General features: G+C 59.1%; 17 protein-coding genes and 1 pseudogene. 10 read left to right on the plus strand and 8 right to left on the minus strand.

Going from position 1 to position 26,765, the window contains the following annotated elements; translation table 11 throughout:
• The first annotated feature begins 112 nt into the window (after positions 1-112).
• The 4 genes from M0808_RS24950 to M0808_RS24965 all read left to right on the plus strand — a co-directional run bounded on the left by M0808_RS24950 (position 113) and on the right by M0808_RS24965 (position 7,912).
• Positions 113-3,220: an efflux RND transporter permease subunit gene (locus tag M0808_RS24950; RefSeq protein ID WP_027613729.1), complete on the plus strand. Its 3,108-nt coding sequence runs from the start codon at positions 113-115 to the stop codon at positions 3,218-3,220.
• On the plus strand, positions 3,217-4,677 hold the full coding sequence (locus M0808_RS24955) for an efflux transporter outer membrane subunit (protein WP_139054519.1): 1,461 nt from the start codon (positions 3,217-3,219) through the stop codon (positions 4,675-4,677). Before M0808_RS24950 ends, M0808_RS24955 begins: the two co-directional genes overlap by 4 nt.
• A gap of 253 nt (positions 4,678-4,930) precedes the next feature.
• Positions 4,931-7,012: an EAL domain-containing protein gene (locus tag M0808_RS24960; protein ID WP_247842727.1), complete on the plus strand. Its 2,082-nt coding sequence runs from the start codon at positions 4,931-4,933 to the stop codon at positions 7,010-7,012.
• A gap of 153 nt (positions 7,013-7,165) precedes the next feature.
• Positions 7,166-7,912, plus strand: a complete 747-nt coding sequence (locus tag M0808_RS24965; protein ID WP_007968514.1) for an SDR family oxidoreductase — start codon at positions 7,166-7,168, stop codon at positions 7,910-7,912.
• Positions 7,913-8,002: 90 nt separating this feature from the next.
• Here M0808_RS24965 and M0808_RS24970 read toward each other — a convergent pair whose 3' ends face one another.
• From M0808_RS24970 to M0808_RS24990, 5 genes are all read right to left on the minus strand, one after another.
• On the minus strand, positions 8,003-8,458 hold the full coding sequence (locus M0808_RS24970) for a hypothetical protein (RefSeq protein WP_247842728.1): 456 nt from the start codon (positions 8,456-8,458) through the stop codon (positions 8,003-8,005).
• Between the two features lie 311 nt (positions 8,459-8,769).
• A complete protein-coding gene (locus M0808_RS24975) occupies positions 8,770-9,216 on the minus strand; it encodes a hypothetical protein (RefSeq protein WP_247842729.1) in 447 nt (148 codons plus the stop codon).
• A 178-nt stretch (positions 9,217-9,394) separates the two neighbouring features.
• Positions 9,395-10,804 carry a GntR family transcriptional regulator MpaR gene (gene mapR / locus M0808_RS24980; protein ID WP_247842730.1) on the minus strand — a complete coding sequence of 470 codons (1,410 nt, stop codon included), beginning with the start codon at positions 10,802-10,804 and terminating at the stop codon, positions 9,395-9,397.
• Between the two features lie 220 nt (positions 10,805-11,024).
• Positions 11,025-12,455 carry a cytochrome c oxidase accessory protein CcoG gene (gene ccoG / locus M0808_RS24985; protein WP_139054521.1) on the minus strand — a complete coding sequence of 477 codons (1,431 nt, stop codon included), beginning with the start codon at positions 12,453-12,455 and terminating at the stop codon, positions 11,025-11,027.
• Positions 12,456-12,650: 195 nt separating this feature from the next.
• On the minus strand, positions 12,651-12,899 hold the full coding sequence (locus M0808_RS24990) for a DUF3203 family protein (protein ID WP_247842731.1): 249 nt from the start codon (positions 12,897-12,899) through the stop codon (positions 12,651-12,653).
• Between the two features lie 123 nt (positions 12,900-13,022).
• Between M0808_RS24990 and M0808_RS24995 the strand changes: the two genes are divergently transcribed.
• Positions 13,023-13,535 carry an MgtC/SapB family protein gene (locus M0808_RS24995; protein WP_027613723.1) on the plus strand — a complete coding sequence of 171 codons (513 nt, stop codon included), beginning with the start codon at positions 13,023-13,025 and terminating at the stop codon, positions 13,533-13,535.
• Positions 13,536-13,576: 41 nt separating this feature from the next.
• On the opposite strand, the gene M0808_RS25000 is transcribed toward M0808_RS24995, so the two are convergent.
• Entirely contained in the window at positions 13,577-13,735 is a 159-nt protein-coding gene (locus tag M0808_RS25000; RefSeq protein ID WP_003224520.1) for a hypothetical protein, read from the minus strand.
• 217 nt (positions 13,736-13,952) lie between these two features.
• On the opposite strand from M0808_RS25000, the gene M0808_RS25005 reads away from it, so the two are divergent.
• From M0808_RS25005 to glgB, 3 genes are all read left to right on the plus strand, one after another.
• Complete coding sequence (locus M0808_RS25005; protein ID WP_247842732.1) at positions 13,953-15,950, plus strand: alpha-1,4-glucan--maltose-1-phosphate maltosyltransferase; 1,998 nt, start codon at positions 13,953-13,955, stop codon at positions 15,948-15,950.
• A 190-nt stretch (positions 15,951-16,140) separates the two neighbouring features.
• Positions 16,141-19,482 (plus strand): maltose alpha-D-glucosyltransferase, encoded by a 3,342-nt coding sequence (gene treS / locus M0808_RS25010; protein ID WP_247842733.1) that lies wholly within the window; start codon positions 16,141-16,143, stop codon positions 19,480-19,482.
• Between the two features lie 2 nt (positions 19,483-19,484).
• Entirely contained in the window at positions 19,485-21,716 is a 2,232-nt protein-coding gene (gene glgB, locus M0808_RS25015) for a 1,4-alpha-glucan branching protein GlgB (RefSeq protein WP_095135576.1), read from the plus strand.
• A 147-nt stretch (positions 21,717-21,863) separates the two neighbouring features.
• Here glgB and M0808_RS25020 read toward each other — a convergent pair whose 3' ends face one another.
• On the minus strand, positions 21,864-22,646 hold the full coding sequence (locus M0808_RS25020) for an endonuclease/exonuclease/phosphatase family protein (RefSeq protein ID WP_027613718.1): 783 nt from the start codon (positions 22,644-22,646) through the stop codon (positions 21,864-21,866).
• Between the two features lie 702 nt (positions 22,647-23,348).
• On the opposite strand from M0808_RS25020, the gene M0808_RS25025 reads away from it, so the two are divergent.
• Together M0808_RS25025 and M0808_RS25030 are read left to right on the plus strand one after the other, a co-directional pair.
• Positions 23,349-23,720: a hypothetical protein gene (locus M0808_RS25025; RefSeq protein ID WP_247842734.1), complete on the plus strand. Its 372-nt coding sequence runs from the start codon at positions 23,349-23,351 to the stop codon at positions 23,718-23,720.
• A 138-nt stretch (positions 23,721-23,858) separates the two neighbouring features.
• A complete protein-coding gene (locus M0808_RS25030; protein WP_247842735.1) occupies positions 23,859-24,218 on the plus strand; it encodes a DUF6124 family protein in 360 nt (119 codons plus the stop codon).
• 586 nt (positions 24,219-24,804) lie between these two features.
• On the opposite strand, the pseudogene M0808_RS25035 reads toward M0808_RS25030, so the two are convergent.
• A pseudogene (locus M0808_RS25035) lies at positions 24,805-26,765 on the minus strand (hypothetical protein); the annotation flags it as partial.

Consider the following 26,765-nt stretch of genomic DNA (forward strand, 5'->3'; position numbering starts at 1 on the left):
GGAGCGAGCTTGCTCGCGAAAGCGGTAAGTCAGTCACTGACAATGTTGGATATGCCGGCCTCTTCGCGAGCAAGCTCGCTCCCACAGGGGTTGGTGGTTGGAGCTGGCCTGAATGAACCTGTCCGGTCCTTTCATCAAGCGCCCGGTCGCGACCATGCTCCTGAGTCTGGCGATCATGCTGCTGGGTGGTGTCAGTTTCGGTCTGTTGCCGGTGTCGCCGCTGCCGCAAATGGATTTCCCGGTGATCGTGGTCCAGGCCAGTCTGCCCGGCGCCAGTCCCGAGGTGATGGCGTCCACGGTGGCGACGCCGCTGGAGCGCTCGTTCGGGGCGATTGCCGGCGTCAACACCATGAGCAGCCGTTCCAGCCAGGGTTCGACCCGGGTCATTCTGCAATTTGACCTCGACCGTGATATCAACGGCGCGGCGCGGGAAGTGCAGGCGGCGATCAACGCTTCACGCAACCTGTTGCCGAGCGGGATGCGCAGCATGCCGACCTACAAGAAGGTCAACCCGTCGCAGGCGCCGATCATGGTGCTGTCGCTGACGTCGGATGTGCTGGAAAAAGGCCAGCTCTATGACCTGGCCTCGACCATCCTCTCGCAGAGCCTGTCCCAGGTGCAGGGTGTCGGTGAAGTGCAGATCGGCGGCAGTTCGCTGCCGGCGGTGCGCATCGAACTTGAACCGCAGGCGCTTAACCAGTACGGCGTGGCGCTCGACGATGTGCGCAAGACCATCGCCGGGGCCAACGTGCGCCGGCCCAAGGGCTCGGTCGAAGACGGCGAGCGACTGTGGCAGATCCAGGCCAACGACCAGTTGGAGAAAGCCAAGGATTACGAGTCGCTGATCATCCATTACAAGGACGGCGCAGCCCTGCGCCTGAAGGACGTGGCCAAGGTCAGCGACGGCGTCGAAGACCGTTACAACAGCGGTTTTTTCAACGATGACGCGGCGGTGCTGTTGGTGATCAACCGCCAGGCTGGCGCCAACATCATCGAGACGGTCAACGAGATCAAGGCGCAGTTGCCGGCGTTGCAAGCGGTGCTGCCGGCCAGCGTCAAACTGAACCTGGCGATGGACCGCTCGCCGGTGATCAAGGCCACGCTGCACGAAGCGGAAATGACCCTGCTGATCGCCGTGGCGCTGGTGATTCTGGTGGTGTTCCTGTTTCTCGGGAATTTCCGCGCCTCGCTGATTCCGACGCTGGCAGTGCCGGTGTCGCTGGTCGGCACCTTTGCGGTGATGTACCTCTATGGCTTCTCGCTGAACAACTTGTCGCTGATGGCGCTGATTCTGGCTACCGGACTGGTGGTGGACGATGCCATCGTGGTGCTGGAGAACATTTCCCGGCACATCGACGAAGGCGTGAAACCGATGCAGGCCGCCTATCTCGGGGCCAAGGAAGTCGGTTTCACCCTGCTGTCGATGAACGTGTCGCTGGTGGCGGTGTTCCTGTCGATCCTGTTCATGGGCGGGATTGTCGAGAGCCTGTTCCGCGAGTTTTCCATCACCCTGGCAGCAGCCATCGTGGTCTCGCTGGTGGTCTCGCTGACGCTGACCCCGATGCTCTGCGCGCGCTGGCTCAAGCCGCACACGCCGGGCCAGGAAAACCGCCTGCAGCGCTGGAGCCGCCGCGCCAACGACTGGATGGTCGGCAAATATGCGACCAGCCTCGACTGGGTGCTGCGCCACCGCCGCCTGACCTTGCTCAGCCTGATCATCACGGTCGGGGTCAACGTTGCGCTGTACGTGGTGGTACCGAAGACCTTCATGCCGCAGCAGGACACCGGCCAGTTGATTGGTTTCGTCCGGGGTGACGATGGTCTGTCGTTCAGTGTGATGCAGCCGAAAATGGAAACCTTCCGCCGCGCCGTGCTCAAGGACGAAGCGGTCGAGAGCGTCGCGGGATTCATCGGCGGCACCAACGGCACCAACAACGCGTTCATGCTGGTACGCCTGAAGCCGATCAAGGAGCGCAACCTGTCGGCGCAGAAAGTCATCGAGCGCCTGCGCAAGGAAATGCCCAAAGTGCCCGGCGCCCAGTTGATGCTGATGGCCGATCAGGATCTGCAATTCGGCGGTGGTCGCGAGCAGACCACCTCGCAATACAGCTACATCCTGCAAAGCGGCGATCTGGGGGCGTTGCGCGAGTGGTACCCGAAAGTGGTGACCGCGCTGCGCGCACTGCCGGAGCTGACCGCCATTGATGCCCGCGAGGGGCGCGGCGCGCAGCAGGTGACGTTGATTGTCGACCGTGATCAGGCCAAACGCCTCGGGGTCGACATGAACATGGTCACGGCGGTGTTGAACAATGCCTACAGCCAGCGGCAGATTTCGACGATCTACGACAGCCTCAACCAGTATCAGGTGGTGATGGAGGTCAATCCGAAATATGCGCAGGATCCGGTGACGCTCAATCAGGTGCAGGTGATTACCGCTGACGGTGCGCGGATTCCGTTGTCGACCATCGCCCATTACGAAAACAGCCTGGAAGACGACCGCGTCAGCCACGAAGGCCAGTTCGCCTCCGAAAGCATCGCGTTCGATATGGCTGAAGGCGTGACCGTGGAGCAGGGCAGTGCTGCGATCGAGCGGGCGATTGCCAAGGTCGGTCTGCCGGAAGACGTGATCGCGAAAATGGCCGGCACCGCCGATGCCTTTGCCGCGACGCAGAAGAGTCAGCCGTTCATGATCCTCGGTGCGCTGCTCGCGGTGTATCTGGTGCTGGGTGTACTGTATGAAAGCTACATTCACCCGTTGACGATTCTCTCGACCTTGCCGTCGGCCGGGGTCGGTGCATTGCTGTCGATCTATGCGCTGGGCGGCGAGTTCAGCCTGATCTCCCTGCTCGGATTGTTCCTGCTGATCGGGGTGGTGAAGAAAAACGCGATCCTGATGATCGACCTGGCGCTGCAACTGGAACGCCATCAGGGCCTGTCGCCGCTGGAGTCGATCCGCAGCGCCTGCCTGCAACGGCTGCGGCCGATTCTGATGACCACCCTGGCGGCGATCCTCGGCGCCTTGCCGTTGCTGCTCGGCCGCGCGGAAGGCGCAGAAATGCGCCAGCCGTTGGGCCTGACCATTATCGGCGGCCTGATCTTCAGCCAGGTCCTGACCCTTTACACCACGCCTGTGGTTTACCTCTATCTCGACAAGCTGCGCCACCGCTTCAACAAGTGGCGTGGCGTGCGTACTGACGCCGCTCTGGAAACTCCGCTATGACTGACCGTTCGCTTCTCAATCTGGCCACTGCGCGCGGCTCGCGCCTGTTGAGTCTGTCACTGTGCGTGGCGATGCTCAGTGCCTGCGCTGTAGGCCCGGACTATCAGCGTCCGCAGACCGCCGAGGTCGCGCAATACAAAGAGGCCAAAGGCTGGCGTCAGGCCAATCCGAGCGATTCGCTGGCGCGCGGTGCCTGGTGGGAGTTGTATGGCGATCAGCAACTCAATGGTCTGATCGAAAAACTCAACAGTTCCAACCAGACCGTCGCGCAATCCGAAGCGCAGTTTCGTCAGGCCCAGGCCTTGGTGCGGAGTGCCCGTGGAGCGTTTTATCCCAGTGTCGACCTGAGCGTGGGCAAGACCCGCTCCAGCCAGGGCACCGGCAGCAGCAGTTCGAGCCTGAGCAGTTCCGCCAGCGGCATTCGCGACACCTACAACGCGCAGTTGGGCGTGAGTTGGGAAGCGGATATCTGGGGCAAATTGCGCCGAGGTCTGGAAGCCAACGAGGCCAGCGCCCAGGCGAGTTTTGCCGATCTGGCCGCGATGCGCCTGAGCCAGCAGTCGGAGCTGGTGCAGAATTACTTGCAACTGCGGGTCATCGACCAGCAGAAACGCCTGCTCGAGGCCACCGTTGCGGCTTATGAAAAATCCCTGCAAATGACCCAGAACCAGTACCGCGCGGGGATTTCCGGGCGTGATGCGGTGGCGCAGGCGCAGACCCAGTTGAAAACCACCCAGGCCGATCTGGTGGATTTAATCTGGCAGCGGGCGCAGTTTGAGAATGCCATCGCCGTGCTCACCGGGCAGGCGCCGGCAGAATTCAGCATCGCTGAAACGCAGAACATTCCGAATCTGCCGCAGATTCCCCTGAGCCTGCCGTCGCAGCTACTGGAACGCCGCCCGGACATTGCCTCGGCGGAGCGTTCGGTGATCGCCGCCAACGCCAATATCGGTGTGGCCAAAGCGGCGTACTACCCCGATCTGACCTTGAGCATGAGCGGCGGCTACAGCAGCAGTACCTCGAAAAATCTTTTAACGCTGCCGAACCGTTTCTGGTCGGTCGGGCCGAAACTGGATTTGCCGATATTCGACGGTGGTATTCGTTCGGCCGAGGTTGACCGTACCGAGGCGGTGTATGACCAGACCGTTGCCAAGTACCGCCAGACCGTGCTCGACGGCTTCCGTGAAGTGGAAAACTATCTGGTGCAACTGAAGGTGTATGAAGACGAAGCGGCGGTGCGTCAGGAAGCACTGGATGCTGCACGCGACTCGCTGCGCCTGACCCAGAACCAGTACAAGGCCGGGTTGATTGCCTACATCGATGTGGTTGTGGTGCAAGCCACGGCGCTGAGCAACGAGCGCACTGTGCTGAATATTCTGCAGAGTCGCTTGATTGCCAGCGTGCAATTGATTGCGGCGCTGGGTGGCGGCTGGGACGGACAACTGGCCACCGAATAGCCTGTGTAGGAGCTGCGGCACGCTGCGATCTTTTGACCTTGTTTTTAAAGATCAAAAGATCGCAGCGTGCCGCAGCTCCTACAGGTTGTGATGGTTGTTCCAGAGCCTCGCAAAACCATCAAACAAGCGTTTCATCGGGTTGATGGCAAAATGATTACTTTGTCAGTGCGTTCTTCCGCGCAATCAGTACAATCGCCGCATTTGCCCAGCCGAGAATGGACGCAGTACGGCGCGGGTGGTCGCGAGAATCTGAATGCTCATCGGTAATTATTCCTTCACCCTGGTTTTCATTTCTTTGTGTGTGGCGATCCTCGCGTCCTACACCGCGCTCGATCTGACCGGGCGCATCGCCAGCGCCCGTGGGCGTGCAGTGCATTTCTGGACGGCCGGCGGTGCACTGGCGATGGGGGTCGGCGTCTGGTCGATGCACTTCATCGGCATGTTGGCCTTCAAGCTGCCGATCGACCTGGGCTATGACATTGCGATTACCGCGCTGTCGCTACTGATCGCGGTGCTGTCCTGCGGGTTTGCCCTGTGGCTGGTCAGCCAGCCGAAACTGCCGATTTGGCAATTGGCCTTTGGCGCTTTGGTCATGGGCGCCGGCATCAGTGCAATGCATTACACCGGCATGGCCGCGCTGCGCATGACGCCTGGCATCGATTACGACCCGACCCTGTTCGGCGCCTCATTGCTGATCGCGGTCGGGGCCTCGGCGGCGGCGTTATGGATCGCCTTCCGCCTGCGCCAGCACTCGCCTTATGTGCGTCTGATTCGTGGTGGTGCGGCAGTGATCATGGGCATCGCGATTGTCGGCATGCACTACACCGGCATGGCCGCCGCGCAATTTCCTGACGGCAGTTTCTGCGGTGCAACGCTCGACGGCCTCAAGGGCAACGGCCTCGACAATCTGGTGCTGATCACCACGCTGGCGGTGCTGTCGATCGCCTTGCTCACTTCGATTCTCGATGCGCGCCTTGAAGCGCGTACCGCCGATCTGGCGCATTCGCTGACCCTGGCCAACCGTGAACTGACGCAACTGGCGTTGCACGACACCCTGACCGGCCTGCCGAACCGCATGTTGCTGGACGACCGGATCAATCAGGCGATGAAAAAGGTCGAGGAGCAGGGCGGCTGTTTTGCGCTGATGTTCATCGATCTGGACGGTTTCAAACCGGTCAACGATGCCTTCGGCCATCACATGGGCGACCAGTTGCTGCGCGAAGTCGGGGTGCGCCTGCGCGAAGATCTGCGCAGTCAGGATACGCTCGCGCGAATTGGCGGCGACGAGTTCGTGCTGCTGGTGCGTCTGAGCGAACCCGACGATGCTCTGGGGCTGGCCGCGCGTCAGGTCGGGTTGCTCGGTCAGGCGTTCCGCGTGGCCGAGCACGACTTGCAGATTTCTGCCAGCGTCGGCATCGCCCTGTACCCGGGTAACGGCCTGAGCGCCCAGGAACTGCTGATGAACGCCGACGCGGCGATGTATCACGCCAAGGGCAGCGGCAAAAACGGTTACAGCTTCTTCGATGCTTCGATGAACAGCAACGCGCGCAAGCAACTGCAGCTGTTGCAGGACCTGCGCGCCGCGCTGGAACACAGTCAGTTCAGCCTGTATTTCCAGCCCAAATTCGACGCCATCAGTGGTCGTCCGGTCGGTGCCGAAGCGCTGCTGCGCTGGCAGCATCCGACCCAGGGCATGTTGCTGCCCGACAAATTTATCGATCTGGCAGAGAAGACCGGCCTGATCATCGCCATCGGTGAATGGGTGCTCAACGAAGCTTGCCGGCAGATGCGCGAATGGTACGTGCTCGGTTACACCGACTGGCGCATTGCGGTGAACCTCTCGGCCTTGCAGTTCTGCCACGCGGGGCTGGTGCAGAGCGTGGCCAAGGCGCTGGCGACCCACCACCTGCCGGCCAACAGCCTGACCCTGGAGATCACCGAAACCACGGCCATGAGCGACGCGGATGCGAGCATGAAGGTGTTGCAGGAGTTGTCCGATATGGGCGTCGACCTGTCGATCGACGACTTCGGCACCGGTTATTCGAGCCTGATGTACCTCAAGCGTTTGCCGGCCAACGAGCTGAAGATCGACCGCGGTTTTGTCCGCGATCTGGAGCACGACAGCGATGACGCGGCCATCGTCTCGGCAATTGTGGCGTTGGGCCAGGCACTCGGTTTGCGCATTGTTGCCGAGGGGGTGGAGACCGGCGTGCAGCAGGATTTTCTCACGCAGTTGGGTTGTGATTCTTTGCAGGGCTATCTGTTGGGGCATCCGATGCCGGCGGACGCGTTCATGCAGAACATTGCCCGTGGAGAGGCTCTGACGGCAGTCTGACTGCATTCTGTGGCGAGGGAGCTTGCTCCCTCGCCACAAAAAACATCTCAGTCTCATGCAGGGTTTTGTCTTTGACAGAGCCCATGCAAAACCGCCCAATGGCGGTTATTCTTCAACCCGACTGTTACGTGTGCATTGGGGGGAAGGGCCAGCATGGATAAAGTCATGGTAATCACCGGTGGCGGGCGCGGAATTGGCGCCGCTACGGCGTTGTTGGCTGCCGGGCAGGGCTATCGGATCTGCATCAATTATCAGTCGGATGAACAGGCCGCGCAAAGCGTGCTGGAGCAAGTGCGGGCGCTGGGGGCGCAAGCCATTGCGGTGCGCGCCGATGTCAGTATCGAAGACGAAGTGATCGCGCTGTTTCAGCGGGTCGACACCGAACTGGGTCGGGTCACCGCGCTGGTGAACAACGCCGGCACCGTCGGGCACAAGTCGCGGGTCGATGAAATGTCCGAATTCCGCATTCTCAAAATCATGAAAACCAACGTCCTGGCGCCGATCCTCTGCGCCAAGCACGCGATCCTGCGCATGTCGCCCAAACACGGCGGGCAGGGCGGCAGCATCGTCAACGTCTCCTCGGTCGCCGCGCGCCTGGGCTCGCCCAACGAGTATGTCGACTACGCCGCGTCCAAAGGCGCACTCGACACCTTCACCATCGGTCTGTCCAAGGAAGTGGCGGGCGAGGGGATTCGCGTCAACGCGGTACGTCCGGGTTATATCTATACCGATTTCCACGCGTTGAGCGGTGATCCGGATCGGGTCAGCAAGCTTGAGTCGGCGATTCCGATGGCCCGGGGCGGACGCCCGGATGAAGTGGCGGAGGCGATTGTCTGGTTGTTGTCGGACAAGGCTTCTTATGCGACCGGGACGTTTGTTGATTTGGGTGGTGGGCGTTAACAACATTCGAAATATATTGGTTTTGCGCGTAACACATGCTGAAAGGGCCCCGTTTCGGAGCCCGTTTTATTTTAGCCATCAGGCAAGCATTTAATCATCAGCCTCAATCAGGATATTGTCTATAAATGCTCGGCTAGTCGGAGATATATTGCTGTAATCGACTTCTATATCCAGGAGGGCAAATGATAACCCCGTTAGATCCACAGGTATGGAGTATCGCTGCCACTTATCATTTGGCTTAGGGTCTTGCACACTAAACCTTTTGCTACCGCCGGCGTGGATGTCAATGCTCCTAAACGTATCAGGTACATTATCAACGCGTAGATCGAAAGAAACGATAAGCTTCCTGTTTTTAAAATCCTCGACCGATCTCTGGTAAAAATCAAGCTCGTTGGTTACGTTGGGGACTGTAGTTGCGAGGCACTTGCCAATGCCCCTCGATTCATCCTTTACCAATTCACCAAATTCGTGCTCTCCAACTATTCCCCATCCATTACGTTTGTCATCATCGAATTTGGTTGAGTGTAAATTTTTTTTAGTTGACATTTGCAATGCTCCATGTGATTAACTTTCTCCTATATTCAGCCATTCTGAATTAATGTCGTCACCTGTCAGAGTTGACAGGTATTAGCCGAATAAATGACCTTTCATCGGAAAATGCATGCAGCTATTATGCAGATAGAACTTTGCAGGCTGCCGGCGCTCCTCCCGCATTTTCCATTGGCAGCCCAGCATAGGGGCGATAGAGCCTGTAAAAGTGAGATGGAGTTGAGAGGGAAAAATCCCGTTGTTGAGGCGGGTTGAGTGAGGCACGGAAGATCAAAGTTACGTTCCGTGCTCACACTGACATGAACTTATTAGCGCTGAAATATATGGATATCATTAAATCCGACAAGTGCCTGCTCAGGTAAAATAGGTAATGTATCCATCTGGATCCAAAGTTCCTTCAAATCGCTCTTGTTGATTTGCAAACGTGCCTCCACTTGATGCCATTTTCCATCTGAAGGGGGGGAGGGAATATCAACACTCTGATTACCTCCCATAGTACGGACCGTGAATTTCTGTATTTTGACCCCTTCTGGGACGGACATCCTGAATTTAATCGTTATATCTTCCTGTTCGAAAAAGTCAGGGAATTTTTTCCTTAGGTCTAGATAGAAGGATTGTCCGTCAGTTGATCGCCGTAGCTTAACCCCTAAGGCCATGTTGTCTTTGTCGTCTCTGACGTAGTCATTCTCGCCGGCCGTACTTAGCCATCTGAAGTGGAAATTCGTGTAGTCGTTTAGGTAGCTTTTTTCGCTCATTGGGAACTCCTTGGCATAAATTGCTCTAGATAATGTTAAGTTTATTGTCACTGGAGGTGAGCTTGGTAATAGCCGATCAACTTAACTTCATCTTCAGCCTATTTTGATCTGAGCGTTTTATCTACTGTCAGAAATACTAGGTTTTTCCTGTTTTACCTACCGTCGGTCGGATTTTGAGCTAAAACGACCGCACAATCCGCCCCAACGTCTCCATCGCCTTCTCCGAATCCTCGGTCCACGGGCTGCCGTAATTCAGGCGAATGCAGTTCCTGAACCGCTGAGTCGGCGAGAAGATCGGCCCCGGCGCGATGCTGATGCCCTGCGCCAACGCCATCTGAAACAACTTCAACGAATCCATCTGCGGTGGCAGTTCCAGCCACAGGAAATAGCCGCCGGCCGGCTGGCTGACGCGGGTCTGCGCCGGGAAATAGCGGGCAATCGCTGCGAGCATCGCGCTTTGCTGTTCTTCCAGGGCGTAGCGCAGTTTGCGCAAGTGGCGGTCGTAGCCGCCGTGTTGCAGGTAGTCGGCGATGGCCGCTTGTGCCGGCATCGAGGCACAGAGCGAGGTCATCAGTTTCAGCCGTTCGATTTTCTGTGCGTAGCGCCCGGCAGCGACCCAGCCGATGCGGTAGCCGGGGGCCAGGCTCTTGGCGAACGAACCGCAGTGCATCACCAGCCCTTCGGTGTCGAACGCCTTGGCCGGTTTCGGTGCCTGCTGACCGTAATAGAGTTCGGCGTAGACGTCGTCCTCGATCAGCGGCACCTGATGCCGGCGCAGCAGTTCCACCAGTTCCTGTTTCTTCGCCTCGGGCATGGTCGCGCCCATCGGGTTCTGGAAACTGGTCATGCACCAGCAGGCCTTGACCGGATGGCGCTCCAGGGTCTGGGCGAGCACGCCGAGGTCGATACCGTCGCGCGGGTGCACGGGGATTTCCACGGCTTTGAGTTTCAAGCGCTCCAGCACTTGCAGGCTGGCGTAGAACGCCGGGGCTTCGATGGCCACCAGATCGCCCGGCTCGGTCACCGCTTGCAGGCACAGGTTCAGCGCTTCGAGGGCGCCGTTGGTGATCAGCAGTTCTTCCATCGGCAGCATCAAGCCGCCAACCATGTAGCGCAGGGCGATCTGCCGACGCAGTTGCGGGTTGCCCGGCGACATGTCGGTGACCACCATGCGCGGGTCCATCTCCCGCGCCGCACTGGCCAGCGAACGTGACAGCCGTTGCAGCGGGAACAGGGTCGGGCTGGGGAACGCCGAGCCGAAGGGCACGGTGCTCGGGTCCTTGATCGATTCCAGCACCGAGAACACCAGTTCGCTGACGTCGACTTCGGTGGAGTCGTTGACGTGGCTGCTGATCACCGGCTCCGAGAACGGACTCGGTGCGTGAGTGTTGACGAAGTAACCGGAGCGCGGCCGTGCGCGGATCAGACCGCGACGTTCCAGCAGATAATAGGCCTGGAACACCGTGGACGGGCTGACCCCGTAAGTCTGGCTGGCGTAGCGCACCGACGGCACCCGTTGCCCGGGGCCGAGCACGCCGGAGCGGATCAGTTCAGCGATGTCGTCGGCGAATTTTTCGTAGCGTTTCATCGGGGGCCTTGGTGCTGGTTGGATGTGTAGGGTGTCAGGGAAAGCCCCTCACCCTAGCCCTCTCCCGGAGGGCGAGGGGACTGATCGGGTTGTATGTTCGAGTTACGCCGACTTGAAAGCCCGGAGTCGAACTCGGGTTTGAAAGCCACTGAGATCTGCTCCCTTTCCCCCTCGCCCCCTGGGGGGAGAGGGCTGGGGTGAGGGGGAGGATTCTAACGGCTCAGCGATTCATCGGCGCCACAAACCTGCTTTTCGCCACGCTATAAATCTCCGGCTCGTCGCTGTCGGCGATCTTGAAGCTCAAGGTCTGCGAGCTGCTGGCCGGACGTTCGGTGGTCATCGCCACCGATACCGGTACATCGACAATCTCCCCCGGCGCCAGGCTCAGTTCGGTCTTGCCCTGCAACTGGAAGCCGTCGCCCTCCATCAGGCTCAGGGTGTAGTCCTGGCGCTGTTGGGTCTTGTTGATGACCTTGAGGGTGTAGATGTTCTCGATCTGGCCCTGACCGTTCTCGCGGAACAGCCCGCGATCCTTGGTCACATCCAGCGAGACCATGGGCCGTTCGACCAAGGCCAGCGCCAGGGCGCCAATCATCATCAGCAGCACCGCGACGTAACCGATCAGCCGAGGCCGCAGCAGATGGGTCTTGCCGCCCTGCAATTCGCGTTCGGAACTGTAGCGGATCAGGCCGCGCGGGTAATTCATTTTGTCCATGATCGAATCACAGGCGTCGATGCACGCTGCGCAGCCGATGCATTCCATCTGCAGGCCGTCGCGGATATCAATGCCGGTCGGGCACACCTGCACGCACAACTGGCAATCGATGCAATCACCGAGGCCGGCTTCGGCAGGTTTCACGTCGCGTTTGCGCGGGCCTCGGTTTTCGCCACGGGCGACGTCGTAGGAAATCGCCAAAGTGTCTTTGTCGAACATCACGCTCTGGAATCGCGCATATGGGCACATGTGCATGCACACCGCTTCGCGCAGCCAACCGGCGTTGATGTAAGTGGCGGCGGTGAAGAACAGTACCCAGAACAGACTGACCCCGCCGATCTGCAGGGTGAACAGCTCTTCGGCCAGCGGCCGGATCGGCGTGAAGTAGCCGACAAACGTCAGCCCGGTCATCACGCTGATCGCCAGCCACAGGGTGTGCTTGGCCGCGCGCCGGGCCAGTTTGTTCAGGCCCCAGGGCGCCGCTTGCAGTTTGATCCGCTGGTTGCGTTCGCCCTCGGTGACTTTTTCGCACCACATGAAGATCCACGTCCACGAACTCTGCGGGCAGGTGTAACCGCACCAGACCCGGCCGGCGAACACGGTGATGGCGAACAGACCGAACGCAGCAATGATCAGCAGCGCCGAGAGCAGGATGAAATCCTGTGGCCAGAAGGTCGCGCCGAAGATATGGAATTTGCTTTCGGCCAAGTCCCACAGCACGGCCTGACGACCGCCCCAGTTCAGCCACACGGTGCCGAAGAACAGCAGAAACAGAAAGCCCGCGCCGCTGATGCGCAAGGTACGGAACAGGCCGGTGAAACTGCGGGTGTGGATGTGATTGTCGGTGGAGCCGGCCTTCGCCTTCATCGGGCGACCAGGCACATTTTTTATGGTGGGGCTTGCTTCTACGGTTCGGACGGGGATTTGTTCGCTCATGGTCATTCGCTCATCAGCCTCCATCAGGCGGACGAACTATGAGCGCCGATCTGTTTGCATAACAGACTCAGCTATTTGAATAAAAAGCGTATCAGATGGCGTTTGATACACATCCTGCGACAACTTGAAGCAGCCCGCAGGCGCAGGCGCAAACGCCTATCGCAGGCGTCTGCGCCGGATGTTGATCCGGGTCAGTCAAATCACCGAATCACTCTCGTCGGCCTTCAGGTGCTTGCGACCGTCTTTCGCGCCGGCGACGGTCAGGGCGTCGGCTTCTGCTTCGGTGATGTAAATGCGCCGGCCTTCAATCTCTACGAACGACATGGCTTTTTCGCTATCGGTTTTGACTTCCAGCGTGTCGCAGATACGAATTTCCTCGCCATTTTCGACGGTGAAAAAACACACTTTGGATTCGGGATTGGATTCATCGATTCGAACGGGCATGAGGCTGTCCTTTTTTCATGAGTACCTGAAAGGTTAGGGCGCGCGCTTTGCCGATCGTTCTGCGCAACTGATTAATGGTCGCTGCTGTCCATCCACTAACGACCAATAAGAAAGGAGGGAGCGATGAACGCCTGGTGGCATGAAGTGTGGGTGACGCTGCAAGCGGAGTTCGCCGACGTCGGCGATGCTTCGCAACTGACGCGCATTACCGTGCGCCTGTTGATGGCGGCGGTGCTGGGCGGAATTCTCGGTTTCGAACGCGAGCACAAGGGCAAGGCTGCAGGAGTACGCACGCACATGTTGGTGGCGTTGGGGGCGGCGCTGTTTGTGCTGGTGCCGCAGACCTCAGGGGCTGAATCCGATGCGATGAGCCGGGTTTTGCAGGGAGTGATCGCCGGGATCGGCTTTCTCGGTGCCGGGACGATTCTGAAGAATCAGGAAGGTGACGAAGGGCACGTGAAAGGACTGACCACGGCAGCCGGATTGTGGATGACGGCGGCGATCGGCGTGGCGGCCGGGTTGGGCAGGGAAGCGACGGCGCTGCTCAGCACTTTGCTGGCGCTGGGGATTTTCAGCGTGATGCCACGGGTGGTCAGGATGTTTGAGAAGGATGGGGAGAAAAACCAGCACCTGTAATCGATCGTTCCCATGATGGGTGGGAACGATCGGCTGGGTGCTTAAACGATAACCGGTGGCATCGTCGTCGGCGGTTCTTCCTTCGGCGGTGGCGTGGTGCCTGGGGGTTCCTGCTCGGGAATCGGCTGCGGCTCGGTCTCGGGCAGGGTGGGTTTGTCGATGTTCGGATCAGGCGTTTCGGCCGGGATCGGGATGTTCATCTGTAGACCTCCGTGTGGCACATGGCGTGAGAAGTGCTTAAGTGGATTGACCACCGTGTGATGAATTCGATCCGCTTTTCTGTCCAGACAAATCCCTGTGAACTTTTCCCCGCGCCGGTCGCTCGGAACCTAAGTGAGTTCAAGTCGGGGCCGGTGCCTCATTGTGAACACTGTTCCGGCACAAGAGCGTCCTTGGGGCGTTAAGGAGAGATGCTCGATGTCTGCTGAAAAACCTTCAGAGCAGAGCTACAACCCGCACATGCCGCTGTCGCAGGCGTTGCTGCTGCCGCGCATCGTGATCGAAAACACCATGCCGACCCTCGATGGCGGGCAGTTTGCCGTGAAGTCGATCGTCGAGCGTGACGTGATCGTCACCAGCAAGGTCTTCGCCGACGGCCATGACAAGCTGGCCGTGCGCATCCGCTGGCGTGCCGAGGGCGAAGAGTCCTGGTATAGCGAGGTGATGAACGAGCTGGGCAATAACAGTTGGCAGGGGCAGTTTCGTCCCGACCGCCAGGGTCGCTATCTGTACTGCATCGAAGCGTGGATCGACCATTTCGCCAGTTTTCAGTACGAACTGGAGAAGAAGCACAACGCCGCCGTCCCGGTGTCGCTCGAACTGCAGGAAGGCCGCAGCATGGTGCTGCAGGCCGCCGAGCGCAGCGACGGTCAGCTCAGCGAACAGCTCGCCGCCTTGCATCATGAATTGTCCGGCCTGCTCGAAACCGAGCAGGTGGCGCTGTTTCTGCACTCGCGCAGTGCGCAATTGATGGCGCAGGCCGATCACCGTGCCTATCTGAGCCTGAGCGCCGAATTCCCGGTGGATGTCGAACGGGAACTGGCCGAGTTTGCCAGTTGGTACGAGCTGTTTCCGCGCTCGATCACCGACGATCCTAACCGTCACGGCACTTTCAATGACGTGCACTCGCGTCTGCCGATGATTCAGGACATGGGCTTCGACGTGCTGTACTTCACGCCGATCCACCCGATCGGCAGCGCCCACCGCAAGGGCCGCAACAATTCCCTGACCGCGGGCCCCGATGATCCGGGCAGTCCGTACGCGATCGGCAGCGAGGAGGGCGGGCACGAGGCGATTCACTCGCAGCTCGGCACCCGTGAAGACTTCCGCCGGTTGGTCGCTGCTGCCGCTGAGCATGGCCTGGAAATCGCCCTCGATTTCGCCATTCAGTGTTCGCAGGATCACCCGTGGCTAAAACAGCATCCGGGCTGGTTCAACTGGCGCCCGGACGGCACGATCAAATACGCGGAAAACCCGCCGAAGAAATATCAGGACATCGTCAACGTCGACTTCTATGCGCCGGACGCGATCCCCAGTCTGTGGGTCGAGCTGCGCGACATCGTGGTCGGCTGGGTCAACGAAGGCGTGAAGATCTTCCGCGTCGACAATCCGCACACCAAGCCGCTGCCGTTCTGGCAATGGCTGATCGCCGATGTGCGGGCGCTGCATCCTGAAGTGATCTTCCTCGCCGAGGCGTTCACCACGCCGGCGATGATGGCGCGTCTGGGCAAGGTCGGTTATTCCCAGAGCTACACCTATTTCACCTGGCGCAATACCAAGTCGGAACTGGCCAGCTACTTCACCGAACTCAACGAATCGCCGTGGCGCGAATGCTACCGGCCGAACTTCTTCGTCAACACGCCGGACATCAACCCGGCGTTCCTGCATGAGTCGGGGCGTCCGGGTTTTCTCATTCGTGCGGCGCTGGCGACCATGGGCTCGGGCCTGTGGGGCATGTATTCCGGTTATGAGCTGTGCGAAGCGGCGCCGGTGCCGGGCAAGGAGGAATACCTTGATTCGGAGAAGTACGAGATCCGCGTCCGCGATTTCAATGCGCCGGGCAACATCATTGCCGAAATCGCCCAGCTCAACCGCATCCGCCGGCAGAATCCGGCGCTGCACACGCACCTGGGGCTGAAGGTCTACAACGCCTGGAACGACAACATTCTGTACTTCGGCAAGCGCAGCTTTGACGGCAGCAATTTCATTCTGGTGGCGGTGAGCCTCGATCCGCACAACGTGCAGGAAGCCAATTTCGAGTTGCCGCTGTGGGAGATGGGCCTGCCCGACGACGCAACCACCCACGGTGAGGACTTGATGAACGGGCATCGTTGGGACTGGCATGGCAAGTATCAGTTCATGCGCATTGACCCGGCGTACCAGCCGTTCGGGATTTGGCGGATTACTGCCGCGTAAGACCTTGCTCAAAAACTTGTGGTGAGGGGATTTATCCCCGACTGGCTGCGCAGCAGCCTCAAAAAACAACTGGGTAAAACTGAATAAAAGCAGGGCCGCTTCGCAGCCCATCGGGGATGAATCCCCTCACCACACAGCCCCTCATCACAGAGCATCCGTGTGGTCTCACAGAATTGAACAGGAGTTTCACATGGCGAAGAAACCCAAGGCAGCCACCTTTATCAAAGACCCGCTCTGGTACAAGGATGCGGTGATCTATCAAGTTCACGTCAAATCGTTTTTCGACTCCAACAATGACGGGATCGGCGACTTTCCCGGCCTGATCGCCAAACTCGATTACATCGCCGAACTCGGCGTCAACACCATCTGGCTGCTGCCGTTCTATCCGTCGCCACGCCGCGATGACGGCTATGACATTGCCGAATACCGTGGCGTACACAGCGACTACGGGACCATGGCCGACGCCAAGCGCTTTATCGCCGAGGCGCACAAGCGTGGTTTGCGGGTGATCACCGAGCTGGTCATCAACCACACCTCGGATCAGCACCCGTGGTTCCAGCGGGCGCGCAAGGCCAAGCCCGGTTCGGCGGCGCGGGACTTCTACGTGTGGTCGGATGACGATCAGAAGTACGACGGCACCCGGATCATCTTCCTCGACACCGAAAAGTCCAACTGGACCTGGGACCCGGTCGCCGGCCAGTACTTCTGGCACCGTTTCTATTCACACCAGCCCGACCTGAATTTCGACAACCCGCAAGTGATGAAAGCCGTGCTGTCGGTGATGCGTTACTGGCTGGACATGGGCATCGACGGCCTGCGCCTCGACGCGATTCCGTACCTGATCGAGCGCGACGGCACCAATAACGAAAACCTGCCCGAGACCCACGATGTCCTCAAGCAGATCCGTGCCGAGATCGATGCTAATTACCCGGACCGCATGTTGCTGGCCGAGGCCAACCAATGGCCGGAAGACACCCAGCTGTACTTCGGCGACACCGATGCCGAGGGCGTCAACGGCGACGAATGCCACATGGCCTTTCACTTCCCGCTGATGCCGCGCATGTACATGGCGCTGGCCCAGGAGGATCGCTTCCCGATCACCGACATTCTGCGGCAAACCCCCGAGATTCCGGCCAACTGCCAGTGGGCGATCTTCCTGCGTAATCACGATGAGCTGACGCTGGAGATGGTCACCGACAAGGAGCGCGACTACCTGTGGAACTACTACGCCGCTGACCGTCGCGCGCGGATCAACCTCGGTATCCGTCGGCGTCTGGCGCCGTTGATGGAGCGTGACCGCCGCCGCGTCGAGTTGCTCAACAGCCTGCTGCTGTCGATGCCCGGCACGCCGACGTTGTATTACGGCGACGAAATCGGCATGGGCGACAACATCTACCTCGGCGACCGCGACGGTGTGCGTACTCCGATGCAATGGTCGATCGACCGTAACGGCGGCTTCTCCCGCGCCGATCCGGCCAGCCTGGTGCTGCCGCCGATCATGGACCCGCAATACGGTTATCTGTCGGTCAACGTCGAAACCCAGGCCGGCGATCCGCATTCGCTGCTGAACTGGACGCGGCGCATGCTCGCTGTGCGCAAGCAGTCCAAGGCGTTCGGTCGCGGCACGCTGAAGATGCTCTCGCCGAGCAACCGGCGGATTCTGGCCTACACCCGCGAGTTCACCGACGCCGACGGCAAGCACGAAATCATTCTTTGCGTGGCCAACGTCTCGCGCAGCGCGCAGGCAGCAGAACTCGATCTGTCGGCCTACGTCGGCATGGTCCCGGTGGAGATGCTCGGCGGTAACGCGTTCCCGCCAATCGGCCAGTTGAATTTCCTCCTGACCCTGGCGCCGTATGGTTTCTACTGGTTCGCCCTAGCCACGGAAAACCAGATGCCGAGCTGGCACGTGGAACCGGCGCAGAGCCTGCCGGACTTCACCACCCTGGTGCTGAAAAAACGCATGGAAGAACTGCTCGAAACGCCGACCCGCAACACGCTGGAGCAGAGCATTCTGCCGAGCTGGCTGCAGAACCGCCGCTGGTTCGCCGGCAAGGACGCAGCCATCGAGCAGGTCAAACTGGCCTATGGCGTGCGCTTCGGCGATGCGCAACATCCGGTGTTGCTCAGCGAGATCGAAGTCACCAGCGCCGGGCAGACCAGTCGCTATCAACTGCCGTTCGGCTTCATCGCCGAAGATCAGGTCGGGCCGGCGTTGCCGCAGCAACTGGCATTATCCCGTGTTCGTCGCGGGCGTCAGGTCGGTCTGATCACTGACGCGTTCAGCCTCGAAACGTTTGTGCACGCAGTGCTGCAAGGCATGCAGAGCAACACCGTGCTCAACTCCGAACAGGGCGAGATTCGTTTTGCGCCGACCGCGCAACTGGAAAAACTCGGCCTCGGTGCCGAATCCGAGGTGCGTTATCTGTCGGCCGAGCAATCGAACAGTTCGGTGGTGATCGGCAACAGTCTGGTGCTGAAGCTGATCCGCAAGGTCGCTTCGGGTGTGCACCCGGAACTGGAAATGAGCGCGTACCTGACCGAGGCCGGTTTCGCCAACATCTCGCCGCTGCTCGGCTCGGTGATCCGCCGCGATGGCGCGGGCGAAGACAATCTGTTGATGATCGCCCAAGGCTATCTGAGCAATCAGGGCGATGCCTGGGAATGGACGCAGAACAACCTCGAACGGGCGTTGCGTGATGAGCTGGCGGACGCAATGTCCGAGCAGGAACAGCATTACAACGCCCTCGGCGAACTGAAGGACTTTGCCGGCATGCTCGGCCAGCGTCTGGGCGAAATGCACCAGGTTCTGGCGGCGCCAAGCAACAACCCCGACTTCGCCCCGCAAACCACCAGCGCCAAGGAGGCGCAAGCCGCTGGCAAGGACGTTGCGGCGCAGGTCGAACATGCCTTGAAGCTGCTCAAGCAACATCAGAGCCATCTGAGCGCGGCGGATCAGAAAATGGTCGCGCGGCTGCTCGACAACAAAAAAGTCATCCTCGGCCATGTGCAGGAACTCGCGCAGAAAGCCGTTGGCGGCTTGCGGATTCGCGTCCACGGCGACTTGCATTTGGGTCAGGTGCTGGTGATCAAGGGCGATGCCTATCTGATCGATTTCGAGGGTGAACCGGCGCGGCCGCTGCACGAACGGCGTGGCAAACACAGTCCGTACAAGGACGTCAGCGGCGTGCTGCGTTCCTTCGATTACGCGGCGGCGATGACGATCAACGTGCACAACGTCGATCACAGTCCAGAGTCGGAAGCGGCCCGCCATCGGGTTGCCGAGCGCTACCTGCGTGAGGCGCGCGAGGCATTTGTGCAGGCGTATCGCCAAGCGGCAGCTAGTCTTGATCATGCCTGGCAGGATCCTGCAGGTGCCGACGCTGCGCTTGCGCTCTTTGGCCTGGAGAAGGCGGCCTATGAAGTGGCCTATGAAGCCGAAAATCGCCCCACGTGGCTGCCCGTGCCGTTGCACGGTTTGTATGGGTTATTGACGGGGCTTAAACCCTTTTCCGATCTTGGTGGAGAGTAGTCATGAGTTTCTCGAACAAGGAACAGGGTCACGCTAAAGAAGCGTTATTGCCGGCGGCGCGGGACATCGACGCCCTGGTGCGCGCTGAACACCACGACCCGTTTTCCATTCTCGGCCCGCACGGTGATGGTGCCGGTGGGCAGTTCATCCGCGCTTATCTGCCGGGTGCATTGAAAGTCGAAGTGCTGGACAAGGACAGCGGTGAAGAACGCGGCGAACTGCAAGCCACCGAAACACCGGGATTGTTTGTCGGTCACTTCGATCAGGCGCGGCCGTATCTGCTGCGCACGCGTTGGGCCGGCGGCGAACAGGTGGCGGAAGATCCGTACAGCTTCGGCCAGTTGCTCGGCGAAATGGATTTGTATCTGTTCGCTGAAGGCAATCACCGTGATCTGAGCAGCTGCCTCGGCGCGCAACTGACCACCGTCGATGGCGTCGACGGCGTGCGTTTTGCCGTGTGGGCGCCGAATGCCCGGCGGGTGTCGGTGGTCGGTGATTTCAACGTGTGGGACGGTCGCCGCCATCCGATGCGCCTGCGCCATCCGTCCGGGGTCTGGGAGTTGTTCATTCCACGCCTGCAAGCGGGGGAGTTGTACAAGTACGAAATCCTCGGCGCTCACGGCATCCTGCCGCTGAAGGCCGACCCGATGGCCCTGGCCACCAGCCTGCCGCCGGACACCGCGTCGAAAGTCGCCGCACCGCTGCAGATCAACTGGCAGGATCAGGACTGGATGAACGGCCGCCGCGAGCGGCAGAAGCATTCAGCGCCGCTGTCGATCTACGAATTGCATGCCGGCTCGTGGCAGTGCGAACTGGACGATCTGGGCGAAGTCGCCCGCCAGTACACCTGGCCGGAGCTGGCCGAGCGGCTGATCCCTTACGTCAAGGAGCTGGGCTTCACCCACATCGAACTGATGCCGATCATGGAGCACCCGTTTGGTGGTTCGTGGGGTTATCAGTTGCTCTCGCAATTCGCCCCGAGTGCCCGATACGGCACGCCAGAGCAGTTCGGTGAGTTCGTCGACGCCTGTCACCGCGCCGATATCGGCGTGATCCTCGACTGGGTGCCAGCGCATTTCCCCACTGATACTCACGGTCTGGCGCAGTTCGACGGCACGGCGTTGTACGAATACGGCAACCCGCTGGAAGGCTTTCATCAGGACTGGGACACGCTGATTTACAACCTTGGGCGCACTGAAGTTCACGGCTACATGCTGGCGTCGGCGTTGCACTGGTTGAAGCATTTCCACATCGATGGCCTGCGCGTCGATGCGGTGGCCTCGATGCTATATCGCGACTATTCGCGCAAGGCCGGCGAATGGGTGCCGAACCGCCATGGCGGGCGCGAGAATCTGGAGGCGATCGATTTCCTCCGCCACTTGAATGACGTGGTCGAACTGGAAGCGCCGGGGGCGCTGGTGATCGCCGAGGAGTCCACCGCATGGCCGGGCGTCAGTCAGAGCACCCAGCAGGGTGGTCTCGGTTTCGCCTACAAATGGAACATGGGCTGGATGCACGACTCGCTGCACTACATCCAGCAGGACCCGGTGTACCGCGCGCATCACCATAACGAACTAAGTTTCGGCCTGGTCTACGCCTGGTCCGAACGCTTCATCCTGCCGATCTCCCACGACGAAGTGGTGCACGGCAAGCACTCGCTGATCGACAAGATGCCCGGCGACCGCTGGCAGAAATTCGCCAACCTGCGCGCCTATCTGAGTTTCATGTGGACCCATCCGGGCAAGAAGCTGTTGTTCATGGGCTGCGAATTCGGCCAGTGGCGCGAGTGGAATCACGATCAGCAACTGGACTGGTACCTGCTGCAATACTCGGAACACAAAGGCGTGCAGAAACTGGTCGGCGACCTCAATCGCCTCTACCGCGAGGAACCAGCGCTGCACGATCAGGACGATGCGCCGCAGGGGTTCCAGTGGTTGATCGGCGATGACGCGATCAACAGCGTGTACGCGTGGCTGCGCTGGAGCAAGGACGGCAAACCGGTGCTGGTGGTGGCCAACTTTACTCCGGTGCCGCGTCAGTCGTACCGGGTCGGCGTGCCGTTTGCCGGGCGCTGGAACGAACTGCTCAACAGCGATGCCGACACCTACGCCGGGTCCAATTATGGCAATGGCGGCGGGGCGTTTACCGAAGAGGTGCCGAGCCATGGCCAGTCGTTGTCGCTTGAACTGAATCTGCCGCCGCTGGCGGTGTTGATTCTCAAGCCGGAGGGTTGATCCAGACACCGCTAACCCTGTGGAAGTGAGCTTGCTCGCGAAGAGGTCGGAACATTCAACATCTCTGTTGCCTGATCCGCCGTCATCGCGTTCAAGCCTGCTCCCACAGGCGTTTTCGGTGATCCGGGGATCGCTGCCGCAGCAGGATTACAGGTGCACTTCCACCGCCAGCGGCAAATGATCCGACAAGTGTGTCCACGGCTTGTTGCCGAGGATCTGCGGGTCGTGGCTGCTGGCGTTGCGCAGGTAGATGCGGTCCAGGCGCAGCAGTGGAAAACGCGCAGGATAGGTCTTGGCTGGGCGGCCGTGGTGGCGTTCGAAGGCTTCGTGCAGGTAATCGCGACGGGCGAGGGCGGCATTGCCCTGCAGCTGCCAGTCATTGAAGTCGCCGGCAATGATGACCGGCGCATCGTCGGGCAATGATTCGAGCAACTGGCAAAGCAGCTGCAACTGCAATTGGCGGTGGCTTTCCAGCAGACTCAGGTGCACGCAGATCGCGTGCACTTCGGCGTGGCCCGGTACGTCCAGCACGCAGTGCAGCAGGCCTCTGCGCTCGGGGCCGGTGATCGACACGTCGAGGTTGCGGTATTCGCGGATCGGGTATTTCGACAGCAGCGCATTGCCATGATGACCATCGGGGTACACCGCGTTGCGCCCGTAGGCAAAGTCGCTCCACATGCTGTCGGCAAGAAATTCGTATTGCGAGGTTTGCGGCCATTCCTGGTAGCGATTGGAGTGGCGCTCGTGTTCGCCCACCACCTCCTGCAGAAACACCAGATCAGCCGAGGTGCTGCGCACCGCTTCGCGCAGTTCCGGCAGGATGAAGCGCCGGTTGAGGGCGGTAAAACCCTTGTGAGTGTTGACCGTCAACACGCGCAGGCGATGGATGACGGGTGCGTCGACGGCGTGACGCTTGGGATCGCTGGACACGTTCACTCCTCTGAAAAAACGGCTTCCTGTTCATGCGACTGGTCTGTGAGCGGGCAGTTCCTTCCAGATGCCTCAGGCCGTAATACAAATCACCAGAGCCGCCAGTAAACCTGTGGGAGCGAGCCTGCTCGCGAAAGCGGCCTCCCGATCGACCAATCTCTGACTGAATGCACTCGGTCAAACTGTGGGAGCTGGCTTGCCAGCGATGACGGCTCACAAGCCGACCAACCTCCCACTGAATGCAACCATTCCAACTGTGGGAGCGGCGGTGCGACGATTCGACTTGCTCGCGAAAGCGGCCTATCAGACAAAATCAAAACAACAGAGCAAACCCCGCAAATAAACATAACTCCGCATCCGCGTTTAAAGTACACGAACCGTTACGCCATAACGGCTACAACGCCTTGCGCCGTTACCTACGCGTACGCCAGAATCCGCCGGCTTACACGGCTATGGGGCGGGCTATATCGTATCCCTGTCACTGAAAATCAGTGATCGGGTTTGGTAGCCCGTTTCATTACAGTCGTGCGCCACATTACAGATCCGTTTTTGGGACTCTGCTTTATGGTGGCCATGCGTGGGGCTCCTTCGGGAGCGCCGGGTTTACTGTTTTGACCGGTCTACCAACCCACAAATGGCCGCCACCCTTCGTTTGGTAGCGAGAGTGACGGCTCCTCACTTATTCAAAACAGCGAGTCACCTATGTTCAAAGCCACACCCAACCCCCCGGACACCTCGATCCCGTACGACCCGGCCCTCGACCCGCAGAAGATAAAAGCGGCAACCGACCGCGCCATCAACTTCTACCTCAACCCTGGCGCCCTGAAGATCTCGATCCCTTCAACCTCGTCATGCAAGGCGAACAGAATCTTCCTCATCGACCCCACCGTGGACGAAGAAACCTTGCTCGTCGAAGCCTGCGAATCTCTGGCAGCTGCCAGCGACATGGCCCGCGACATCGGCGACGCCGTCGACAACCCACAGCGCCGGGCCATGCTGATGCTGCATCAGGTGATCATGCTCAGTGAACTGATGGTCAACCGGGTACTGGACGGCCGCCGCGTGCCGAACTAACTGCCCGGTCCCGTGTAGGAGCTGCCGCAGGCTGCGATCTTTTGACGTTGCTTTAAAAAACAAGATCAAAAGATCGCAGCCTTCGGCAGCTCCTACATTGAGAAATTCTTTCAAGTATCTCGATCGGAGTTCCAGCTGATGCCCGAAACCCCACCCAATCCGCCGACCACAGACCCGGTATCACCCTACGAATCCCTCAACTCCAGAAAACTCCACGAAGCCGCCGAACGCGCCCTCGACCACTACCTCGCGCCCGCAAACATCATGGCCACGCCGTATACCCCCAGCAGCATGTTCATGGTCAACCCACAAACCGACACCGAATCCCTACTGGCCAACGCCTGCGAAACTCTGGCCTCGGCCACGGTGATGCTCGGCGATTTCGCCGGCACTCTGGAGGGGCCGAGTCGTAATACGGTGTTGGGCATTGCGCAGGTGGTGATGCTCGGGGAATTGGCGGTGAATCAGGTACTGGATAATGTTGTGCCAAAGGAATAGCCGACAGCAGTAATGGCCTCTTCGCGAGCAAGCCCGCTCCCACAGTGGATCTGCGTTGGTCACAGGTTAAGTGCCCGGCAAAGATCCCTTGTAGGTGTGGGCCTGTTCGCGATTTTCATTAAATAAATGCATTTCTTTATCCCTCCAAACTTAGCAAAGTCCAGCGACAGCTTGAACTTCACAGCATAATTTAAAGTGTTGTTTTTTAAGGCGGGAGAGCCAGGCGAAAAGTCAAGGTGCATGCCGTCAGAATACTGATGGTCGTGAGCGTTAATTGCGTTCCTGATTGTTTTTTTGCGGTTCAAGAATTGGCCTGCATGTATTTTGAGTGATGGAGATAAAAAATCCGATAAGGCTGTGCTCGGGTCAATTGATCGGGGTAAAACTTTCGTGTGAAAGCGTTATCCCTGCCAATAACCTTCTGTGGCTACTTCAGTTCATCGAAAACACACCATCATTTAGTAGCAAGTGCTAAGCACCTCCCCCCACCTAGGAGAGGCGCTTAACGTGGATTACAAGTTTTCGTGTCAATGATACTCTTGGAGGGTAATTTCCTTCACTGTCGCGTTAAAGGCAACAGAAGTTTTTAACTTTTGAAAGAGACCGAACTTAGAAGTATTCGCATCACAGCTCCGTTTGATTCTCCAGACGTCATCACAAATTTGATTGCATTGAACGCTTGACCGCTGGATGGGGCGACCTCTCTATCAATTATAATACCAGCGCCATTTCCGGGGCCGTCGTAGAACGATATTGAGCCCACCACAAAATTGTCTTGTAAGAGTTCAAGCTGGACGCGTATCGGATATGCGGTGTCAAGAATACATTTGATTGTCGCGCTCTTAACGCTGCCTTGGTTTAGTGCTAAGGAGTACGCCAATAAGCTCTGGGTACTATAGGCAAGCAGAACACTCACTAGAGCATAAATCGGATCATCGTTAGACTGGACAAAATGTCTCCTTTGCCCATTCCCGGTACTTGTGATAATCGTTACTTTGGTGCGCGTCCCCACGAGAGATGCACCAGTGTTTTCGATAGGTACTTCATGTGGATATGACTTAAAGTCTTCGACGAAGTCAATGAGATCGACCACGTTCACTATCCACTCTCCCGACTCCATCCCGCTGCCATACAACGCCTTGGCTTTGAACACATGCTTCGTACGCGTCAGTCCGGTCAGTTCAACCGTCCATATTCCATCTGCATTGGCCTCGACCCTTTTGCCTGTGGAGCTGTTACCGTCGAAAATTTCCACCTCAAGATGCTTGGTCGCCGTCCCCCTCAGACGAACAGTGGTGTCACCGGTGCTTCCATCATTGCTGATTGGCTGCCCGTTGGAATCTTCCGCACCGGTGATCGCCGGCCGGACCCCATTCAATACGGTCAGGCGCCAGGGATTCGACGGCGGGTTATTTGCGTATTGACCAATGGCCGTGAAAGTATGCAGCACGTCCAACGACAACCCGCTAACGGTACGGGTCCAGATGGAGTTGCTGTTTGCCTTGGCCTTGCCTTTGGAGACCGCACCGAGAAAAACTTCCACCTCCTGGCCGGCCGGCGCAGAGCCAGTGAGCGTGATGCTGGTGTGCACGGTGTAACCGTTTTCGCGGATGTTCCAGTTGCTCTCGTCTTTTACTGATGTGATGGCCGGTGTGTCGGCAGCCACCACGACCACGATCCGCGGAAGCGATACCTCCTCATTACCATACCGCGCAGTAGCGGTGAAACTATGGGTGTCGGCGCTCAGCCCCGTCACCGGGAACTCCCAGTCACCACTCTGTGGATCGATGTCAGCAATGCCTATCTCGATATTGCCGTCCTTGATCAGGACTTTCTGACCTTTAGCCCCTTTCCCTTCAAGCTTGATCGAGGTGTAAACGGTCGTGGCGCCCGGGAGAATCTCATTCCCCTTGGAGTCTTCCACCCGAGTGATAGTTGGCGCGGTAGGAGCGGTCACGACCACGACCCACGGATCCGATATCTGCCCATTGCCGTACTGGGCAGTGGCGGTGAAACTATGGGAGACAAGGGCAAGCCCCGTCACCGGAAACTCCCAGTCACCACTCTGTGGATCGACGTCGGCAATGCCTATCTCGATGTTGCCGTCTTTGATCAGGACTTTCTGACCTTTAGCCCCTTTCCCTTCAAGCTTGATCGAAGTGTCAACGGTCGTGGCGCCCGGGAGAATCTCATTCCCTTTGGAGTCTTTCGATCCGGTAATTTCTGGCCGAACATCCTCAAACGCTTTGATCGTGTAAGTGCGCACAGGAAAAACCACTGCCTCGCTTTCATTCGTGCTCTTGCCGAACGCCGCCTTGAATTCCATCCTCAGCGGGCTGCCATCCTTGAGGTTTCTCAAGCCTGCAAAGGCGATGCTCCGCTCGTAATAACCTTGATTGAGCCACTGGGCGCTGACCATTGAGCCTGGTGCCGTATGAATCTGCAGGTTGTAGTCGCTGCCATCAGCGTTCGTCCCTTTCAGGCGCAGCCAGACATATTGGCCTGTGGCAATCAACGGCCAGACGCCCATGCGATAGGTGGCATTGC

Origin of the sequence: Pseudomonas sp. MWU12-3103b (genome assembly GCF_023100615.1) — a bacterium.
Taxonomy (GTDB): Bacteria; Pseudomonadota; Gammaproteobacteria; order Pseudomonadales; family Pseudomonadaceae; genus Aquipseudomonas; species Aquipseudomonas putida_A.

Excerpts from the sequence above, each read along its gene's own strand:
- M0808_RS24960 (WP_247842727.1), top strand. The coding sequence starts at position 4,931 with ATGCTCATCGGTAATTATTCCTTCACCCTGGTTTTCATTTCTTTGTGT.
- M0808_RS25000 (WP_003224520.1), bottom strand. The coding sequence starts at position 13,735 with ATGAACATCCCGATCCCGGCCGAAACGCCTGATCCGAACATCGACAAA.
- M0808_RS24955 (WP_139054519.1), top strand. The coding sequence starts at position 3,217 with ATGACTGACCGTTCGCTTCTCAATCTGGCCACTGCGCGCGGCTCGCGC.
- M0808_RS24970 (WP_247842728.1), bottom strand. The coding sequence starts at position 8,458 with ATGTCAACTAAAAAAAATTTACACTCAACCAAATTCGATGATGACAAA.
- M0808_RS24990 (WP_247842731.1), bottom strand. The coding sequence starts at position 12,899 with ATGCCCGTTCGAATCGATGAATCCAATCCCGAATCCAAAGTGTGTTTT.
- glgB (WP_095135576.1), top strand. The coding sequence starts at position 19,485 with ATGAGTTTCTCGAACAAGGAACAGGGTCACGCTAAAGAAGCGTTATTG.
- M0808_RS25005 (WP_247842732.1), top strand. The coding sequence starts at position 13,953 with ATGTCTGCTGAAAAACCTTCAGAGCAGAGCTACAACCCGCACATGCCG.
- M0808_RS25030 (WP_247842735.1), top strand. The coding sequence starts at position 23,859 with ATGCCCGAAACCCCACCCAATCCGCCGACCACAGACCCGGTATCACCC.
- treS (WP_247842733.1), top strand. The coding sequence starts at position 16,141 with ATGGCGAAGAAACCCAAGGCAGCCACCTTTATCAAAGACCCGCTCTGG.
- mapR (WP_247842730.1), bottom strand. The coding sequence starts at position 10,804 with ATGAAACGCTACGAAAAATTCGCCGACGACATCGCTGAACTGATCCGC.
- M0808_RS24950 (WP_027613729.1), top strand. The coding sequence starts at position 113 with ATGAACCTGTCCGGTCCTTTCATCAAGCGCCCGGTCGCGACCATGCTC.
- M0808_RS24965 (WP_007968514.1), top strand. The coding sequence starts at position 7,166 with ATGGATAAAGTCATGGTAATCACCGGTGGCGGGCGCGGAATTGGCGCC.
- M0808_RS24995 (WP_027613723.1), top strand. The coding sequence starts at position 13,023 with ATGAACGCCTGGTGGCATGAAGTGTGGGTGACGCTGCAAGCGGAGTTC.
- M0808_RS25025 (WP_247842734.1), top strand. The coding sequence starts at position 23,349 with ATGTTCAAAGCCACACCCAACCCCCCGGACACCTCGATCCCGTACGAC.
- M0808_RS24975 (WP_247842729.1), bottom strand. The coding sequence starts at position 9,216 with ATGAGCGAAAAAAGCTACCTAAACGACTACACGAATTTCCACTTCAGA.
- ccoG (WP_139054521.1), bottom strand. The coding sequence starts at position 12,455 with ATGAGCGAACAAATCCCCGTCCGAACCGTAGAAGCAAGCCCCACCATA.